Origin of the sequence: Turicibacter faecis (assembly GCF_037076425.1) — a bacterium.
Taxonomy (GTDB): domain Bacteria; phylum Bacillota_I; class Bacilli_A; order MOL361; family Turicibacteraceae; genus Turicibacter; species Turicibacter faecis.
Map to the genome: position 1 here is coordinate 1,899,199 of NZ_AP028127.1, position 19,401 is coordinate 1,918,599.

The 19,401-nt window shown below is 37.5% G+C and carries 16 protein-coding genes; 1 reads left to right on the forward strand and 15 read right to left on the reverse strand.

The features are described from left to right. Window positions 1-10: 10 nt before the first annotated feature. From AACH31_RS09285 to AACH31_RS09330, 10 genes are all read right to left on the reverse strand, one after another. The gene (locus AACH31_RS09285; RefSeq protein WP_338506876.1) at window positions 11-889 is read right to left on the reverse strand and encodes a glycosyltransferase family 2 protein; all 879 of its coding nucleotides are present in this window, start codon (window positions 887-889) and stop codon (window positions 11-13) included. 15 nt (window positions 890-904) lie between these two features. Beyond that, a complete protein-coding gene (locus AACH31_RS09290; protein ID WP_161831085.1) occupies window positions 905-2,011 on the reverse strand; it encodes a glycosyltransferase family 1 protein in 1,107 nt (368 codons plus the stop codon). A 19-nt stretch (window positions 2,012-2,030) separates the two neighbouring features. Next, window positions 2,031-2,624 carry an acyltransferase gene (locus AACH31_RS09295; protein ID WP_304940769.1) on the reverse strand — a complete coding sequence of 198 codons (594 nt, stop codon included), beginning with the start codon at window positions 2,622-2,624 and terminating at the stop codon, window positions 2,031-2,033. Between the two features lie 10 nt (window positions 2,625-2,634). Next, window positions 2,635-3,696, reverse strand: a complete 1,062-nt coding sequence (locus tag AACH31_RS09300) for a glycosyltransferase family 2 protein (RefSeq protein ID WP_338617481.1) — start codon at window positions 3,694-3,696, stop codon at window positions 2,635-2,637. Then, window positions 3,689-4,810, reverse strand: a complete 1,122-nt coding sequence (locus AACH31_RS09305; RefSeq protein WP_338617484.1) for a glycosyltransferase family 4 protein — start codon at window positions 4,808-4,810, stop codon at window positions 3,689-3,691. The genes AACH31_RS09300 and AACH31_RS09305 overlap by 8 nt, the downstream gene beginning before the upstream one ends. A gap of 166 nt (window positions 4,811-4,976) precedes the next feature. Then, complete coding sequence (locus tag AACH31_RS09310; protein WP_161831082.1) at window positions 4,977-5,684, reverse strand: CpsD/CapB family tyrosine-protein kinase; 708 nt, start codon at window positions 5,682-5,684, stop codon at window positions 4,977-4,979. Between the two features lie 2 nt (window positions 5,685-5,686). Continuing rightward, window positions 5,687-6,400 carry a YveK family protein gene (locus tag AACH31_RS09315; protein ID WP_161831081.1) on the reverse strand — a complete coding sequence of 238 codons (714 nt, stop codon included), beginning with the start codon at window positions 6,398-6,400 and terminating at the stop codon, window positions 5,687-5,689. Between the two features lie 179 nt (window positions 6,401-6,579). After that, on the reverse strand, window positions 6,580-7,380 hold the full coding sequence (locus AACH31_RS09320) for a metallophosphoesterase (protein WP_161831080.1): 801 nt from the start codon (window positions 7,378-7,380) through the stop codon (window positions 6,580-6,582). A gap of 21 nt (window positions 7,381-7,401) precedes the next feature. Further along, entirely contained in the window at window positions 7,402-8,316 is a 915-nt protein-coding gene (locus tag AACH31_RS09325) for a glucosamine inositolphosphorylceramide transferase family protein (protein ID WP_161831079.1), read from the reverse strand. 43 nt (window positions 8,317-8,359) lie between these two features. After that, window positions 8,360-9,310, reverse strand: a complete 951-nt coding sequence (locus tag AACH31_RS09330) for a glycosyltransferase (protein ID WP_161831078.1) — start codon at window positions 9,308-9,310, stop codon at window positions 8,360-8,362. Between the two features lie 239 nt (window positions 9,311-9,549). Here AACH31_RS09330 and AACH31_RS09335 point away from each other — a divergent pair, with 239 nt between their 5' ends. Further along, window positions 9,550-10,530 (forward strand): hypothetical protein, encoded by a 981-nt coding sequence (locus AACH31_RS09335; protein WP_161831077.1) that lies wholly within the window; start codon window positions 9,550-9,552, stop codon window positions 10,528-10,530. Between the two features lie 281 nt (window positions 10,531-10,811). Here AACH31_RS09335 and AACH31_RS09340 read toward each other — a convergent pair whose 3' ends face one another. The 5 genes from AACH31_RS09340 to AACH31_RS09360 form a co-directional block, all read right to left on the reverse strand. Continuing rightward, window positions 10,812-14,426 carry a glucosaminidase domain-containing protein gene (locus AACH31_RS09340; protein WP_338617487.1) on the reverse strand — a complete coding sequence of 1,205 codons (3,615 nt, stop codon included), beginning with the start codon at window positions 14,424-14,426 and terminating at the stop codon, window positions 10,812-10,814. A 151-nt stretch (window positions 14,427-14,577) separates the two neighbouring features. Beyond that, complete coding sequence (locus tag AACH31_RS09345; protein ID WP_338617488.1) at window positions 14,578-16,557, reverse strand: LTA synthase family protein; 1,980 nt, start codon at window positions 16,555-16,557, stop codon at window positions 14,578-14,580. Between the two features lie 255 nt (window positions 16,558-16,812). Next, entirely contained in the window at window positions 16,813-17,319 is a 507-nt protein-coding gene (locus AACH31_RS09350) for a hypothetical protein (protein ID WP_338506853.1), read from the reverse strand. A gap of 209 nt (window positions 17,320-17,528) precedes the next feature. Next, on the reverse strand, window positions 17,529-18,134 hold the full coding sequence (locus tag AACH31_RS09355) for a DedA family protein (RefSeq protein ID WP_161831073.1): 606 nt from the start codon (window positions 18,132-18,134) through the stop codon (window positions 17,529-17,531). Window positions 18,135-18,421: 287 nt separating this feature from the next. Then, window positions 18,422-19,366 (reverse strand): IS30 family transposase, encoded by a 945-nt coding sequence (locus tag AACH31_RS09360; RefSeq protein WP_338617489.1) that lies wholly within the window; start codon window positions 19,364-19,366, stop codon window positions 18,422-18,424. Window positions 19,367-19,401: the final 35 nt, after the last annotated feature.

The window sequence follows — 19,401 nt, forward strand, 5'->3', positions numbered from 1 at the left end:
ATCCCCTCCCCTATTTTGCCCTTTTAATGACGTATAAATAAAGTAAACATCCAAATGGGAAGGCTAATAGTGTTAATCCTTTTAAAGGCGATTTTCTTAAAAATGTTTTATCTTTCGCAATTAAACTACTCGACACATAATGAACGCATGCTTTAAATTTAAATCCGAGGGAAGCACGCGGGTTTTTCATATCTTCCATTCGGATAAACGCAAATCCTCGTGGGTTTTTCACATATTGTTTAAACATGTTTAACGACGATCCATCTTCCATATATTCAACCACACAGACAATTTCATTTAATGTCACTAGTTCATATTCCTCGTCGAGTTTGGCATATTTATACCCAAGTCCTACGTATTTTTCTCCCTCAAAAATCGGATACGGGTTCTTTTTCATTAAATCTGTACGATAAATGAGTTTTTTATCGCCACGTAATTGGTATTTATGATAAAGGTCCCAGTAAGTTGATTGTTTAACATTATCAGGAAATCTATCTCCTAAAACTTCTATGTCGCTATATCCATCAAGTGCTGCAATTCCAGCAAGTTTTGGATTTTTATTTTTTTGCCAACACTCAATGATTTTTTCAATCGCCCAATCTGTTAAGTAGTCATCTGAATCGATACAAACGTTTAATTCAGTCTCCATCAATTCGTAAGCCGTGTTATGGGCCCCGTGCATTCCTTGGTTTTGTTGGTAGTGGTATTGAATTGGAATTTCATTTTGTTCAATCCACGTGCTCACTAGTTCTTTCGTATGATCGGTTGAGCCATCATCGATAATTAACCAAACGAAATCTTTTGATGTTTGACGCTTTAAACTTTCGTAGCATTTGTGTAGCGTATAGGCACGATTGTACGCGGGTGTGAATACTGTTAAAGTTGCCATTTTATTTTCCCCTTTTTATCCTTTATAAAATTCTAAATAAAATTTGAGTAGTTCCGCTGAACTTTGATTACTGCTGTACCCCTTTTGAGTTAGGATATCAGTATAATCTTTTTTATCATAATTAAGGGATAGAATTTTTTCTGCCCATTGGCTTGCGCCCTCATTTAAATCGATGAATTCAACCTCGCCACATAGGTTTGCTTCTGAGGTCACCCCTGTCGATGTCACACATTTTAAACCTGAGGCTTGTGCTTCTACTAAGACAACAGGAAGTCCTTCAAATAAAGAGGGAAATAGAAAGAGGTCCATCGCCTGCATGAGGGATTTGATATCCTTTCGTAATCCAAGGAAACGAACTTTGTTCTCAAGCCCCATTTCTTTTACCTTCTCTTTTATCTTATCCTCTAGGTATCCCTCTCCAACTAATAAAAGTACTGCTTTATCACATCGTTTTTGAATTTCATTAAATACCTCAATTAAAAAGTCATGATTCTTCTGAGGGTTAAATCTTCCCACGTGACCAATTACAAATTCATCCGTCAAATTCAGATTGCGTCGTGTTTCCTCGCGAATTAACGGGTTCATTTTAAAATCGTCTAAATCTACGGCGTTCGGTAAAACTTTAATTTGGGATTTCTCTACCATTCCGCCAAATAACCATTGACCCGCCTGATCAGAACACGCATAGTAATAATTCGCATTGGGTTTGAGATATCTTCTGCCATACCATCTAAACGGATACTTATAATCTAACTTTAAGTCAGCTAAATGGCTATGTGCAATTCGACAGGGCACTCCGTATTTTTTAGCTGCTCGTAACGCAAATCCACTATTTTCATTAATATGGGCATGAACGACACGATACTCTTGATGTTTGGAAAAGAAATCATCAAGTTCTTTAAAATATTTTTTATAATGACCCGGACGAATACTACTTAATCGATATATTTTACCGCCTAATTCTTCAATTTCGTCATCGTAATCTCCGCGCTCCTGACGATGAACTAAGAAATCAAATTGATAGAGACCTTTGTCTAATTTACGATAATAGTTCATAAGCATTGTTTCAAGTCCACCGCGGTTCATTGCAGTCACCACTTGTAATATTCTGATTGGTTCCATCCCTATTCTCCTTATCTTCTTAAAACTCTACTTGCACGCTTGTTCGCTTATTATAATAAACTGTGTTGGCTTCGACATGACCTTTGACAATACTTCCAGCCGCGATAACTGCGTTGTCCCCAATCGTCGTTCCGCGTAAAATCACCGTATTCGCACCAATCCAAACGTTTTTTCCAATTCTCACTGGCGTTTTAATTAAGTGTTGATCACCTTCATGCTTATAATTATGATCATGGTCATTAATACACACATTCGGTGCAATTTTTGTATACTCACCGATATAAACTTCTTCCACGCAATTTATATTACAGTTATCATTAATAAAAACATATTCGCCAAGCGTTAGCTTCCCAGAAAAATCTACCCGAAAGCGACAGTTTCTTCTGATGTATACAAATTTACCGATGTTGACCTGAGCCCTTTTATTAAAAATTTCAAATCGGCTCTTTGATTCCATCGTAAATAGCTGGGCATTCATATTTTTTAAGTAAACCCATTTGCACCATCTTGCACGCATCATTCCTTTTAATTGGGCTATATTCATTAGCAAGGAGAAATATAGTCCTCGGTCAGATGCCTGCTTTTTAATCGTTGTTATTACCTTTTTTATCATCTTCTTCACCCTATAGTCGTTTTCTTAAAAAATCGATTCCTAAAATAATTAGGAAAGACGGTAACACCAATTTTCTTTTATTACATAAATAAAACATTCGCCAATGAGGAGGAAAGGCTTCTGGCAAAAACTCTTCATACGCGGCGGCTATTTCTTCATCGTGAAGAATTTCCTTCCAACGGGAAACCTTTTTGCTAAATCTTGCTTTATCCCCATCAAAACTTTCATTTAATCCCAGTCCTAATAAGGATAAACATTTTCTATTTCGCAACGCCTCCACATACGCCTCATCTTTATTATTTAATTTGATATGATGCTCCATTTTTGAAAATAGTGTTTTCCACTGTGTCATTAAATGTGGATTATGTCTCGATGTAATTGAATTCGCGTTTTCTTTCCAATAATGGTAAAGTGGTTGATTAATAAACACGACTTTCTTAAAGTATTCAAATGCTTGAATATTGAATAAACCATCCTCGTTTGAACCAATCACATTTAAATCGGTAAACTGAAGATTCTGTTGTTGAATAATCTCCGCCTTATATAGCTTTGCCCAAACGGTTCCAAGAGCATCTAGTGTCTCTGGACTTCCTAGTTCACTATTAATCGGACCAAAAAGACGTCTTTGTAAGTGCCCCACTTCTTCCTCTTCATATACGACGCGATCAGGTAAATTAAATACTTTCTCTTTGGAACGATTAGAAAATTCTCGCACATAACCACACATTACTAAATCGCTATTTGAATCAATTGCTTCCTCAATTAAAACCTCTACTGTGTTGGGAGAAAGCCAGTCATCGCTATCTACAAACATGACATAATGTCCTGTTATCTTTTTGAGGGCCTGATTGCGTGAATCTGAAACTCCTGTATTCCTTTTATCAATTAATTGAATCCGATTATCTTGGCGTTTGTATTCTCTTATGATTTCTAAACTTCGATCCATTGACCCATCATTGACGCAAATAATTTCAATCAAAGGATACGTCTGGTTTAACAGACTTTCAAGGCAACGGCTTAAATACCCCTCCGCATTATAGACAGGAACAATCAAACTCACTAACCTACTCATCTATGGCCCCCCCCCACAATACTTCCATCTGTTTTAAAACGGTATCCATACTAAACTCCTTTATCGCCTCATAAGAGGCCGCCCCCATAGTCTCAATTAACTGGGAATTGCGAACAAAATTTTCAATATAATTCGCGGTTTGTAACTCATCATTAATAGGAACTAGATAACCTGTTTTTTCATGGATAATCAAATCTCGATTTCCACGGATATTCGTTCCAATCACAGGCTTCTTACAACACATCAATTCCATGACGCTGCGGGGCAACCCCTCGCGATAAGAAAGTAAGACCCCAATATCTGAAACCGCAATAACCTCTTTCACGTTTTGGGTAAACCCGAGTAAGCGAATATTCGATTCCAAGCCTTTTTCCTTAATTACTTCACGAACTTGATCAAATAGAACACCTTCTCCAGCACATAGAACCTTGACCGAAATATTGCGTTGCTTTAGTAAATGAACAGCCTCAATGATTTGACGGTGATTTTTATTTTCATTTACTTCTGCAATCATCGCAATTACGAAATCCTCTGGTTTAAGATCGTATTTTGCTCTTAATGCATTTCTGTCTAAATCCTCCACACCGTATGTTTCAAAATCAATTCCTACCCCATTTACCTTAAATACCTTCTTAATAGGAAATCGTAATGCACGTTCGTAGTCTTCCCCGTTAATTGTAATTAACATATCCGTAAGGGGGGCCATTAGACGTTCAATCGGATAATACAATAGCCACCCTAGTTTGCTTCCTCCCTTATGGAAGTGAAAACCATGCGCCGTATAAATTGACGTTAAATTTTTAAATTTCAATTTTAACAAACGCCCATATAGCCCCGCAATTGGAGTATGAACATGGATATAGTCGTAATTCTCCTCAGCCTGAATCTTTTGTAACTTTTGAAAAGCCTGGTAATTATTTAAACCTAATGGATTCCGGCTAAAGGGAACATTATACACCTTGACGCCACTTTCAATTAACGTGGGATCTATTTCTTTATCAACAAAACACGCGCAATCAACCTTAATTCCTTGATTCATTAAAAACTGAATATGTGGAACTAAAAAAGCATTGATTGTTCGACTTAGCGTTGTAATATAAAGTACCTTTTGCATTGTCTCTCCCCTTTTTATTTAAAAGTAAAAAAGTAGGTATTATTAAAAGTAAAACTCTTAAAGCAACCTACTCTTAGTCATATGATTATTAAAAAGTTTATTTATTACTCATCATTGGTCGCTGATTATCAAAACCTTAAATGCTTAAGAAAATATAGGTTGTGTGTTACTTCCCAAATCTTTTCTTTTTAGTAGGTTCCTCTTCAGCATAAGCATAATATTGATATCCGTTAGTATTTGGCACCATGGTCATGACAGCACCTAATAAATTTGCATTAACATTAACTAAACTTTCCTTAGCTCTTAATACTGCCTCTGTCTGAGATTTACCGGAAGCAACAACTAGTATAACACCATCAAGTTTAGCCGATATTAAAGCGGCATCCGTTACTAAGCCTACAGGTGGCGTATCTAGAATTACTAGGTCAAATTCACCTTTTACTACTTCTAAAAAATGATCCATTGCCTTCGAGCGAATCAGCTCAACCGGGTTTGGCGGAATCGGGCCTGATGGTAATAAATACATCCCCTCTTTTACTAATTTAATCGATTCAGAAAGGGAGGCCTTACCTGTTAACACACTCGTTAACCCTGCCAAATTAGAAACATTAAAAATCTTATTTAATCGAGGTTTTCTTAAATCACAATCCACTAATAATACCCTTTTTCCTGTATCAGCATAGGTAACAGCTAAATTAGAGGCCGTAGTACTTTTTCCCTCTGAGGGTGCCGAACTCGTCACAGCAATGGTTTTAATTTGATGGTCAACAGAGGAATATTCAATATTAGTTAAGAGCGATCGATAGGCTTCTGTCGTCGGTGATTTAGGATTAATTAATGAAATAATTTCACTATTTTTAATTGTTGTCTTCATATCTATCCCCTATTTCCTTTCATATACGCTTTTAATTCAGGTTCCACATCTGGAATAGCCCCTAAGAGTGGAATTTCAATTTCTCTTTCAATATCCTTCGGAAGTTTAAGCGTCGTATCCAACACTTCTCGTACTAGTATAATCCCTACGACAACAACAAGTCCGACTATCGCACCAATCATAACGACCTTTAATAGCCCCATTCCTGTCATATCTTGGGGCATCATTGCCGGATCGAGGACTTGTAAATTAATATCACTCATCATACTCTGAATCATCTTTGTAAATTCCTTCGCTGTTGTATTAGCGATAAGGGCTGCTAACGTTGCGTCTGAGTGATTAACATTAATTCGAATAACCGAACCACCATTATTAGAAACCGTTATCTCTCCTAAATCTTCGATTGATAACTCTTCTTTAACTTCATTTTGTAAAGTTTGGCTATCAATAACTTCGGAAAATGTCATTAAAACGTTATTACTTACGTTATAATCACTACTTGTTGTTCCATTTTTGATTTCACCTTCTTCCAATTCAATCGTATTCGACGTCACTAGAAGGCTTGTTTGCGCAGTAAACATAGGTTTATACGTCATATAACGTACACAACCAAATGCTATTGCCATTCCTATAATAGACATTAAAATCCAGAGACGATATTTTTTTAGCAATTCAATATACTCCTGAACTGCTAATTCTTTACCAGTTTGCGACATTTTCTCTCTCCTCCCACTTTTTCTTCACAATATCTCTCATTTTACACTATATACATACAAAACTCAATGTCCTTAAATTAAATTTCGACAATTAAAGTTGTCAATAATCCACTATAAAAGGCGATATACCCTAACTCGGCATATCGCCTATATCGACTATCATTCCAGATTAAAAGAGGTTACTTCATTTTTAAGGTAAGAACGCTAATTTCCGGTGCATTAAACCATCTTTTTTGCATCCATTTAAATTTAGCACTTGCCCCAAGGCCTCCGGTAATGTGTTGGGCATAGTTTTCGAACGTTTGCACGCCTATAATTTGAGTCTGATCTTTAACCCATTCAATTCCATCTGCAGTTGGAACAATTAAGGCCCCGTATCCAGGAATACGTACTTGTCCTCCGTGATAATGTCCGAATAAGAGAAGTTTATACCCTAAATCATTTGAAAATGGAACATGACCTAACCCAATGACCACGTCGCCTCGATACTCCTCAGGAACTGGTTGATAAAAATCATACTTTTGAAACACTAGGCGTTGGCCCTGTCGTTCAACAATATAAGGGGTATCCATCACCTCAAGCCCATATTCTCGAATCGCCTTAAAATCGTTGTCATCATCAATGTTTCCTTGGGAAAAAAGAATCGGACGCTCATCGCGTATCCCATCAATTAACTCAAAAAAAGGTTGCAAGGTTGGATTATGACGATCAACCATATCCCCAGTTATTGCTACTAAATCATAATCTAATCCTTTTATGACATTGACTAATTGCTCTTGCTGCTTACCAAACCGCTCACCGTGTAAATCCGCAAAATGAAGAATCTTATACCCATCGAACGCTTCAGGTAACCCTTCTATTTCAATCGTTTCATTCTTCACGATAACCCTCGAGTTGAGCCACTCATTATATCCATAAATCAAAACAGCCAACACTATAAAAATCGAAACACCTAATCTTTTTTTATGTAAAACCTTCAACTTTCTCCCTACTCTCCCCGATTATTTAGAATATCCTTTGATGAAGCGATACACCTTATTATAAATTTTATTGATTGACTTATAGTAATACCCATCGACCACTACTAAATACCCCTGGTCATCACGTTGAATATCTAGATGATGCATCCCATCCTGATTCCATGTGTGAGGAGTTTCTGAGGCACCAAATACGTCTCTTAATTGCACTTCTGAATAGGAAGTTGTCGTTAACTGAGTGATTTCAAATGCGATGAGTCGTCTTCCATAATTCTTACTGCCATCTTGCGCAAATCGAATTAATCTTCCATTCTCTTGATACACGCGTCCTCCTGGTCGAGAAATCATCGGATTATTTGTGATAATCGGATTTAGATGATGCTCTTGCCACTCTCCTAATAAATCCTCGGCATAAAAAAGATACATGCTATTAGGCTGTGGCGATACCCCCATCGCCATCATCCACCATTTATCCTCATAATAAAACAAACTCGCATCATAGAACTGACCCTTTTTTAGTTCCTTCACAAACGTCCACTCAGTTGGAAAATGAGTTGCCTCATACAATTTAATATTTCCATCTGCTCCCCCTTCTGGGACCATATAAATCTTATCCTTTACTTTAAAAATATACGGATATGATAAATGATAGTCTGTTTGTAAAACAACTTGCCCATACTTCCACGTCACGCCATCCTCACTATACGAGTAAGCGATAACGCCCTTTCGACTCTCCTCAGGTAGGACTTCGTAAAACACATACCATCCCCCTTCGTGTTGAATAAGAAAGGGATCGGCCACAAAAATAGCGTTGCAATCCTTCACATCTTGCGCCGTGATTGTCGGTTTCATCTGATTGACGTCAAATTGGTCTCCATCAATATATTTATTAATACTAATACTCCACATGTCCTGTTTAAAAAATAACTTTTCTAACACGCTCTCTCCTCTTTTCGTCTCCTGGTATAATGAAAAAGTTAAACTATTCTACATCTACACTCGTTCCCGAGTATTCATCTATGAAATAAAGGGGTCTTGCTTTAGCTTCAATAAAAATTCGCCCAAGGTATTCTCCAATAACCCCTAAGCAAAGAAGCTGAACGCCTCCTAAAAATAATACAACACACATTAAACTCGCATATCCTGGAACATCAATCCCATAGATGACGGTTTTAATAAAGATAAATGTAGCGTAGACCATCGCACATAGGGAAGTGATAATCCCAATATAGGTCGAAATCCTTAATGGGGCCAAAGTAAATGACGTAATTCCTTCAACGGCCAACTCCATTAATTTAAAGTAATTCCACTTAGTGCTTCCGGCTACTCGTGGATCACGATCAAATTCGATGGCAATTTTCTTAAATCCAATTAAACTAAACATTCCCTTTGTATAGCGTTGTTTTTCAGGGAATGATTTTAGCGCCTCGATAGCCCGACGACTCAATAACCTAAAGTCCCCGGTATCTTGTTGAATAGGCACCCTTGAAACAGTATGAAGCACTCGGTAAAAGGTCTTCGAAGTCATCTTTTTCAACCATGTCTCACCTTCACGACTTTTTCTCTTCGCGTAAACGTCATCATACCCTTCTTCATAATATTTAAGCATTTCTAAAATTAACTCTGGTGGATCTTGTAAGTCAGCATCAATAATAACGACGGCATCCCCGTTAACGTAATCAAAGGCAGCTCCCATTGCTACTTCTTTTCCAAAATTTCTTGAAAGTGATAAATAGCAAACACGGGCGTCTATCTCTCTTAACTCTTTAACCATCGTTAAGGAGTTGTCCGAACTGCCATCATTCACAAATAAAAATTCTAATGTATAGTTCTCTATTTTGTCCCCTAACCGAACTAAGCGATCATATAAATAAGGAAGGGACTCTTCCTCGTTATACATTGGTATTATAATCGATAAAACTTCTTTACTCACATCATCATCCTCCCATAACAACTAAACTTAGATTAATAAAATTTTCTAACTTATCAAAAGATTCTCTTAACCCTTATTATCTATCTAAAAAATTATAACCCCTGAACTGACATAAAACAACATTATGATTACATTTATTTAGATTAGGCTGAAATAATTTTTTGTTTTTTGTATGATTATGATTCTTTTTGTAACCCGTTCTTCATAAAATGTAGTACCTGTATGAAGAAGGTGATTTTATGCATGAATATAGGGTATATTTTATTCCAAAAAAAGTTTTTGCTGAAATTAAAAAGGAATTTCAACGAAAGAACCCGTATAGAAAATTACTTGCTATTCCAAAAAATTTATCCAATAGTTCCCCTATCAGAAAGAAAGCACTAAGATTACAAGACACACTTTGGGAGGATGTTCTGGTTAAAACAGCTAATGTATTACAAACGGATCACTATACACATATCGAAGCATCCCATGAAAGCACAGTAAAAAAATATATTCTTAACGTCTATACACCGACTGGAAAATTGCGAGAGGAAATTGTAGAATTAATTATCATCTTATCTCACATACGAATTAAACGTCATATCAGAGGTCTCCAGCAGCCGCTAAGCGTATTTTTGCGAGCTGTTAATTCACAAATTAGTCATTCATCAGAAAGAAAGCAATTAAACAGAACATCAAACGTCTACCTTATTGATGAATTTGGAACTCCCTATACCGATATTAACGGATATATTTACGGAATTCATCCAAACTTCTTCCTTCAACTAAAGCTCGAATTTACTAAAAAGAATTTCTTCAGAAAAAGTATTGCCATTCCCCAAAAACATGCCTTATCTACTGAATTTAAAAATCAACTGCTAGAGTTACAAAATCATTTATGGGAAGACGCAAAACTTCAAGCTTATCATCATTTCAAAATATTGGATAACCATTTTATTGAACAAACTTATACTAAGCAAATAGAGCATTATATTCTAAACCTTTATGTCCCTACCCCTACTCTTTTACGCCAGATAACCTTAGCAATTGAACAGTTAATTCTAAAAAAATTAGAATACTTCGATTGGGTGTGTTCAAAAAATAAAGAGTTAATTATTGGTGACCTTAATAAGAAAATTAAATACTCGCTAGAAAGCCAATATTTAACTAAGAACTGCCCACTTTATCTCACTGACAATGAGGGAAATCTTTACGCCACCATCCACCTTACCCCTTAATTTAAACCTACCGAAATCGGAAGTTATTTAAATTAAATTTCCCTTTCAATACTTTACACATTGAATCTAGCAAATACTTGAAAGACATTCGTGTTAATAGTGAAACTCACTTTCCATACTTTCTAACATTAAATTAAATGGAATTAAATTGATCAGCCCTATTCATTGAAAACAACTCTCCATCACCTGAATCAGCCATCTCCACCGAAACGTATTTCTTACTTTAAAGATGAAAAAAACGCATCAACCACACGGTAACGTGATTGATGCGTTTTTTTTGATTAACGAATTTCTAATTTAACTGGTTTTCCTTTTCCAGCGTTTGAAATAGTGTATGTTTTATTTCCAACTTTATATGTTTTTGAACCTAAGTCAAAGTTACTCATTACTTGACTCGTTTTTGAAATTCCCGAAACATTCACCTCGATATCGAAGGTATACGTTCCAGTTGGTAACGAATAGATATCCACTGTTTGTTCATAACGTGCATAATCGTATGGTTTGTTATACTCTTTCGAGAACCATGGATGATAGTAGTTTGAAAGAACTTGACGCTTCACTTCTTGATGGCTCGCATTCTTAATGATCAATGTTTTCTTGACATCGGCATCATTATTCATGTTTAAGTTTTCAATAAATGACCACCCATATAAATAAAGTCCGTTTTGATTAAAGTCTGCACGATCCACATGGTTTTCATGTTTCCCGGCTTTCACATTTGACACTTCTAATTTTAATGCTGTTCCTTTTCCGCCGTTTGAAATTTTATACAGGCGGTTCCCAGCTTGGTACGTTTGTGAACTTAACGCAAAGTTACTTGTCACCTTTGATGTTTTCGAAATACCTGAAACATTCACGTCAATGTCAAACGTATACGTTCCGACGGGTAACGAATAGACATCAACTGTTTGTTCATAACGCGCGTAATCGTAGGGTTTGTTATACTCTTTCGAGAACCATGGATGATAGTAGTTTGAAAGAACTTGACGCTTTACCTCTTGATTACTTGCATTCTTAATAATCAACGTTTTCTTCACATCGCTATCATTATTCATGTCTAAATTTTCAATAAATGACCAACCGTATAAATAAAGTCCGTTTTGATTAAACTCCGCACGATCCACATGGTTTTCATGTTTCCCAGCATTAATCGTTGAAACTTCTAATTTTAACGCCGTTCCTTTTCCACCATTTGAAATTTTATAAATGCGGTTTCCAGCTTGGTACGTTTGTGGACTTAGCGCATAATTACTCTTTAATGCGTTCGTTTTCACCCCACCTGGCACGCTAACTTCAATATCAAAGGTATACGTTCCAGTTGGTAAGTGATAAACATTAACCGTTTGTTCATAACGACCATAATTATAGGATTGTTTGTATCCTTCTGAAAGGTCGGTTGAATAGAAGTTTTTGAGCGATTGACGTTCAACTACATTATTTTTTGAATCTTTAATGATCAATGTCTTTTTGACCTGGGCGTCTTGGTTCATATCGGCATTTTCAATAAATGACCACCCATATAAGTAGAGCCCATTTTGATTAAGCGCCACACGATCGACGTGGTTTTGTTGATTTCCAAGTGGAGCATTTGTCACCTCTAGTTTAAGAGCTGTTCCTTTCCCAGAATTAAACACACGGTAACGTTTCGAACCAACTTCGATGTATCCTGTATCAATAGCATCGTTGCTTTTCATCTCGCTCATTTTTTGATAATCGTTCGCTTTAAAATCTATTTTTAATGAATAGGTTCCATTTGTTAACGAATTGATGTTTAAAGTTTGCTTATATCGGGCATACTGATAAGGACCTTTATATGCTGCTGCGAAGTCAGCATTATAAATATTTTGAGCCGTTTGACGAACGACTTCCAATCCACGTTCATCCACTAATAGAAGCTCTTTTTTCACGTAGCTATCTTGGCTAATATCTACGCCTTCAGTAAAGGCCCAACCGTATAAGTAAAGTCCTGAATTCCCGATAGAGACTTGATCAATATGATTCAAGAAGTTCCCATAAGTGACTGTCGTTGATCCATCCGGACTCTTATAGTTCGTATGATTCACCGAATTAATTTCATTTTTTGAAATATACCCTGTCGATGTTTTAAAATCGTACGTTCCACTATAAACAGGACTTCCATTAACAATCGGAGTATCAGTTTGAATACGATAGTATCCATTCTTTTCTCCTGTAATCAAAACGGGATAGTTTCCAAAGCTTAAATTATTTTTACTGTTTTTTGTCTTATAGTACGTCTTCGCACTTGAAGTAGCATCACTTTTTACATCGACGACTTTATTTGATGATTTAACGCCAAGTGAATAATAGTTGTAGTCTTTTGACCCATTCGCTTGATCGAAACGGTAATACCATCCAGCAATTTTTTCACCCCAGAATGGATCAGAGGCATACCGCACGTTCATTCCGCTTCCTTTGTTTCCAACATGGGATCCAGCGTAACGCCAATCAGAAAGAGGATCGGTATATCCCCAAGAAAGGTAGCGATCGGCATGATAATTAATTCCCGCTTCAACGCTTGGGAAACTCGTTCCATTTCCATAAGGGTTATTATCCGTCGCATTCATTCCAAATAGGTTGTTTTTATTCATACTAAGGCTACTTTTACCCCAACCACTTTCATGAATTCCCATCGCGTATTGAAGGGCGCCATTAATTCCGAAACGATCGCCGACGGCATTAAAGTATTTTCCGGTTCCAATTAATTTTCCACCTGAACCCCCATTGTTTGAGGTATACGTATCAAATGCATTCGTTTGGTGGTTTGTTTTCGAACGGACCGGTAAGTATTGATAATAGTTATAGAATGGATTGCCTTGATTAACCGCACCTGTTCCATTCACCTTAATTTGACGCCAATCTTTATAGAAATATACCCCATCATAACTATAATACTTCACATTGGCGGACATAAAGCTTGGTGCTTTCCCTACCGTCACCTTTGAATAGCTTCCCGTCTTCGTCACATCATTCGTTAAGTAATGATAAAGCGTTCCGTTTTCATTTGCATAATAAGAGGGCGATTGAACAGAATCTGACGCGTAAGGCTCAATTCCTGATTCGTTCAACTCATCCGCTTTATTTAAATAATCCGTATGATAGTTTAATTCTGGAGCTTCTTGGTATGCTCCTTCATCGGCTAAAGTTCTAGCCCCTGAATCAGGAACATAGTAAGCGACTGTCTGAATTTCATACTTCACTTTTGTCCCATCATTATTTAAATCCAACTCAAAATAATGGGATTGTGATTTACGCACTTTTCCTTCATAGCCTGATAAATAAACATAATAATAATTAGCGTCTTCTCCTAAATAAAGGGCATCGTCGACATAACATGAGTTGACATACGTCTCATGTTGAGAAGTTCCGTTTAAAGGATATAAATTGTGGTTTGGGCGACATTGAAGATTTTTCATAATTTCCGCTGTCGATTTTCCCTCTTGGTCTTGTCCCGAAGGAACGACCTGCCATAGTTGGACAAGCCCTGAGCCTGACGCTCTTGGTAACAGTTCTTCATTTTGTAACTCTAACTCATCAGTTACTCCTTTATCCGAACTTGCTAAATCATTTGTTTGCTCCCCTTGTATACTATCTTCAACCGTTTCTAAATCCATTTCCCCTTGATTGATTGAAGGTGTCTCACTCTCTTCATTCCCCACTGTTTCACCTTCGATTGAAGGTGTTTGAACCTCGTCAGTGCTCTCTGACTCTTGTCCTGTTCCTGCTGTCCCCATCTCAGGAACACTTGGGACACTCGGCGTATCTGTTTCTGATTCCAACGTTTCATTTGCTACATGAGCAAGGACCGCCACATCTGCCACATTGTTTAAAACTAGTGATAAAGCAACTGAGGTTTGAATGATTTTAATTTTTCCCATTCGTATCTCCGCCTCTCGTCTCTCATTTTTCTTCTTTTTAATTATAAAAAAAATATTCGTATTTGTCACGAAAAGCAAAAAAATAGTGTAAATTCGTCAGTATTTTTATATTGTTTTTGGTATAAATCGGATGAATTGTAAAAAAAGGAAGTTAGTTGGTTAGACTAACTTCCTTTTCGTATTGTGCCCCTTGACCAATCGTTTGATCGAGTCCACTATGTTGTTTAATTTCGATTAATTGATAGTCGACATGAGCCCCCACGACTTGCAATTCCTGTGGAGAAACGTAAGTCGTACTATACGGCTCCCCGTCCAAGTAGACCCGACTTTCAGAAGAAAAACCATCTCCACGAATAATAAGGAGTTCATCTTCTGTTTCAACTGAATCAATCTTCAATTCATCCAATCCAAAGAACAGATAAGACGTATAGGGCAAAATTTTATTTTGATAAAATTGGCCGTCACCTTTTAATAAATCAAACTGAACTAAGTCTAAAATCTGTTGATACTCCTCCGTCGTTGCATAAGTTTTATGAATACTATTCATTGCTCCATCCGGCATTCCAAGTAATTGCAACAAATAAGAACCTAATTGGTACGCCGTCATCTCATGAAAGGGCGCCACCGGTTGAAGCTCTGTATTACTATAAATCAAATAAGGTGTTTCATATAAATCATGCGCATACGTTTTTTCATTGGTTACGAGTGATAAATTAGGTAAATGATCCCCGAACATCACAACAACTGTTGGTTCTGATAACGTATCGATATATTCGACTAACCGCTTGATCTGCACATCTAAGCTATGCATCCGATTCGCATAATCTTGAAGTGGTAAAAGCTCCTCTTTATCTTTCTTCCCCTTAACCGTAATTTCTGATGTTTCACCATCGGTTAGACTATACGGTTGATGCGTTCCTGCCGTCACGGCATAGATAAAGTTCGGTGCCTCATCTTTTTCCATTGTTTTAATGATATAATCCACTAACAGTGCATCATCGGTTTCATCAATCACGTGTGGTCCATGATCACCCGCCATATATTCTAACGGAACATACGTTTTAAACCCTAGCTGACTCACGACGAAATGACGATTATAAAAATTACCTTCATAGTTATGCAAAAACGTCGTTCGATGCCCCTTTTCATTAAAGATTGTTGCCAACGATTGAACCGGATTTCCTCCTAAAATTTCATCATAAGGATTGGCCCCAGGTTTAAACGCCGACATTGAAATCGATGTTAATGCCTCAAACTCCGTGCGAACCGTTCCCGCTCCAAAGGTTGGAACAACCATCGTTCCACTCGGATAACTTTCTGTAAGAGATCGAAACGTTGCGATTGGATCTTCACTGTACGTGACCCCTTCAATTTCTAAAGGATCCATAAACGATTCCAACTGAATCATCACCACATTCGGCAGATTCTCTGCCTGAACCTCTTCAAACGGATAAGACTGTAGGTCGTTCGCTAACGCCTCCAGATGCTTTTTATTTTGGGTCTGCTCCCCCTGCAAATAAGGGTAAATCGAATTCACAACCGAATACGCAAATCCATATTGGTCATAACTTTTCACATAATTCACTTTATCCGGTGGCATGATGCCTTGCTTCTCAATTCCATATAACCCATAAATAATCGGAATCACCATTGTGGTAAATAAGAGATAGTCTCTTTTTTTCACCGACGCCTTTACTTTAAATAAAAAAGCCATTCCGACGAATAAGAGCACGATAACTGCTATAAAGAGACCCATCGTCATCGGTGTAAAATAAAGGTCAATAAGCTTTGCTGCTTCGCCGATTAAAAAAAGATCCGCAAACATCAACGGCATCCCTCTAAAATGAAGGACGACGGCATTGGCAACCGCTAAAAATCCCCAAATAAACGTCACAAGAGCAAAGCAAAACCATTTACGCTTCACCAAAAGCGCTAAACTATAACTCACCATGAGAATTAACACATTAACTAAAAAATAAAACGGCCGTTGTCCTATAAAATGAACCGCTTGAGATAGCGACCCTAACTGTAACCATTGAATGATGATACTTAATCCTAACGATCCAATCACCATAACCCCATAATACCAGTAGTCGCGCCCATACTCCTTAAGTTGTGCCCACCTTTTCATGAAGCAACCTCCTCCCATTTACTTAATGGTAGCGTTTCATATTCAAGCGCTCTTTTATTATAGTCGAAAAATCCCCTCGCTTCAATGGGTATAAGGTTAATATATTTACCCCTTTCCTCGGATTTAACTAACTCCCCCTATCTCTATCTTATGCACACTCATCCCCATCATAACAAAAAGAAACATGCCAGTCCTACACCAGTATGTTCCTTTAAAAGTAAAGAGAGATTCAAATCGTCGCAACAAATTTACACTTTATTCTTGATTCAAAATCAGTTGTACGACCATTCCAATGAGTAAGAGGCTCGTCGTTGTAATCCCCGTTAATAAATATTTTTGTTCACGCGGTAAAATACGTTTCGGCTTTTTCGGTTTTCGTTTTTTCTTCTCTTTTAACTCCACTTCTAATTCTTCTTGTCCCTCCACCTCCGCCTGCTGTTGTTTAACTTCCTCAAAATAGCACGCCACATTCATCGCTAAATGATATCTTTTTCTCGAAAAATTCTTTTTAAGGTCCGCCAACAACGCTGGGTACTTTTCCTCCTCCCAATGCGTTACGGTATAGTCGAGCATTTCTCCGTTATGTTTTTGAAAGATTAATGGGTCTCCTAGAACGAGGTGATAGCAATCCGTTAAAAATTCTTTATCCTCTGAATAGGTCGTCAAGTTTTGAAGTAACATTTCGCGGACTTTCAGTAAGTTTCGGCGTTGTAAAAACACCGTCATTTCTTCCAAGCGCGCTTCTTTTTCTTCCTCTAACATGTAAACTCCCCCTTTCATCCATCACGCCTTATTACATTATATTCATTAAAAGTTCGACAATATAACTCACTGTTACTTTTTTTCACAGACATAAAAAGAGGCCCCATGAGGGAGCCTCTTTTTATTAATCATTAGGTGTCACGATTTTAACCTACATACCTTCCACGCCACTATCATTATATGCTAGATTTAACCAAATCATACATCATTTATAGGGGATATTTCATCTTCTTTCGCTCGTGCACTTTTTTTAGGGCGATGCCCCCGATGATCAAGCCAAATCCGAGTAAAATAAACCATTTCCCTTTGTCATAGTAACCCATGACCTCGCGCCAACGATCCGCTAAAACATACCCAAGTGTAATGAGGAGGCTATTCCAAGCAAAAATCCCGATGGATGAGGCGAGGATGAAGGTCGTGACGCTTTGTTTTGTAATTCCTGCCATAAAGGAAATGTATGTTCGAAAGAGTGGAATCACGCGCCCGATCGCTACAGAGAAGGTCGCGTATTTTTTGTAAAAGTGCTGGGTGGATTCAATTCCTCTCTTTGTACTTGGATATCGGTGTTTCATGAATTCTAGGACACGACTTCCGCCGCTATACCCGATACTGTAACAAATCATTGAACCGAGTAATCCTGCAACGACGCTGATGAAAATCACTAGAAGCAGTGGCCGCCCACTCGATACGGCCATGGCACCTGATAGTGGTAACACCACCTCACTTGGAAGAGGAAGGCACGCATATTCACAGGCAATAAAGAGAAACATCGCAATCATTCCGTATTGTGCAATAAACTCAATGATCCATTCCATTCTATCATCCCCCTCTATTCACTACTAACGGTTCGTACGAACCCTAAACATCTCTCTTACTTTTTCTATCCTATGTCCCGCCATCTTCTCCTAGTACCCCACTTTTTATGAATCCTGTAATATTTCACTCAAAATCCTCTTTTTCAAACGCCTGAATAGGATACACTTAGTTGGACAAATAATTAAGGGTCTAGTTTATTTTAACTTTAACCTTAAAGGAGTCCTATCATGTCAAAACCTAAAACAACCCGTCGTAAATTTACTGATGAATTTAAAAAGACGAATTGTCAATACAAATGCGACAGTTTCTCATGAAATAGCTCGAATGAAGTTTTCCAACCTAAGCATTTTCGTGGTCGATGATTAATGAGGAGGAGGGCTTCATCAATCTCTTTCTCACTAACTCGTGCTAAGTCCGTCTTCTTCGGAAAGAATTCTCGAAGAAGACCATTGGCATTTTCATTACTTCCTCTTTGCCAAGAGGAATAGGCGTCAGCGAAGTAAACAGGAACCTTTAAATCTGCTTCTACTTTGGAATAACAAGCAAACTCTTTTCCTCGATCAACGGTATAAGTTTTAAAGGTGTCTTTAGGAAAATGTTCATATAACTCACTAATCGCTCGGTACATTTCAGATGCTGAGCGATTTTCGATTTTAACGGCGACATAAAATCGTGTTTGACGTTCAATAAATGTAGCTAAACATCCTTTACTTTTACCACGGCTTGAAACAACTGTATCAAGTTCCCAATGACCAAATGCCTGACGTTTTTTTACCTCTTTCGGACGTTGATGAATTGATGTCCCAATGTTAAATCGTCCGCGTGTTTCTCGTGGTTTTCGGCGTTTTCCCTTTTGCCTTAAACAGCTTAAATCCCCTAACAAAATCGTTCCGTCATAAATCCAACGATAAATAGTTTTGAATGAAATAACACCCTTTAAAACCGTATTAGAAATTTGTTCAGGCGACCAGGTTAACTTTAAATAATGTTGGATGGTTTGAATAACTTCTTCAGATTTGGTCTCTGGACGATGACAAACTAAGCGACGTTGCTCGGCTAATTTATCTGCTAGCTCTGCTTGATACGTCTTTTGAGTATTTCGTTTTAGTTCACGAGCAATGGTTGAATGATGACGATTTAATTGCCCCGCAATTTGTCTCGTTGAATAACCCATTTTTGAAAGAACTTCTATACGTGTACGCTCAAATGTGTTAAGATGTTTATAACTCATAAATAGATCTCCTTGTTAAGAATTTGGTGTGGTAA

Coding starts and splice junctions, on each gene's coding strand:
- AACH31_RS09300 (WP_338617481.1), bottom strand. CDS start 3,696: ATGAGTAGGTTAGTGAGTTTGATTGTTCCTGTCTATAATGCGGAGGGG.
- AACH31_RS09295 (WP_304940769.1), bottom strand. CDS start 2,624: ATGATAAAAAAGGTAATAACAACGATTAAAAAGCAGGCATCTGACCGA.
- AACH31_RS09340 (WP_338617487.1), bottom strand. CDS start 14,426: ATGGGAAAAATTAAAATCATTCAAACCTCAGTTGCTTTATCACTAGTT.
- AACH31_RS09290 (WP_161831085.1), bottom strand. CDS start 2,011: ATGGAACCAATCAGAATATTACAAGTGGTGACTGCAATGAACCGCGGT.
- AACH31_RS09315 (WP_161831081.1), bottom strand. CDS start 6,400: ATGTCGCAAACTGGTAAAGAATTAGCAGTTCAGGAGTATATTGAATTG.
- AACH31_RS09360 (WP_338617489.1), bottom strand. CDS start 19,366: ATGAGTTATAAACATCTTAACACATTTGAGCGTACACGTATAGAAGTT.
- AACH31_RS09310 (WP_161831082.1), bottom strand. CDS start 5,684: ATGAAGACAACAATTAAAAATAGTGAAATTATTTCATTAATTAATCCT.
- AACH31_RS09305 (WP_338617484.1), bottom strand. CDS start 4,810: ATGCAAAAGGTACTTTATATTACAACGCTAAGTCGAACAATCAATGCT.
- AACH31_RS09285 (WP_338506876.1), bottom strand. CDS start 889: ATGGCAACTTTAACAGTATTCACACCCGCGTACAATCGTGCCTATACG.
- AACH31_RS09335 (WP_161831077.1), top strand. CDS start 9,550: ATGCATGAATATAGGGTATATTTTATTCCAAAAAAAGTTTTTGCTGAA.
- AACH31_RS09350 (WP_338506853.1), bottom strand. CDS start 17,319: ATGTTAGAGGAAGAAAAAGAAGCGCGCTTGGAAGAAATGACGGTGTTT.
- AACH31_RS09345 (WP_338617488.1), bottom strand. CDS start 16,557: ATGAAAAGGTGGGCACAACTTAAGGAGTATGGGCGCGACTACTGGTAT.
- AACH31_RS09355 (WP_161831073.1), bottom strand. CDS start 18,134: ATGGAATGGATCATTGAGTTTATTGCACAATACGGAATGATTGCGATG.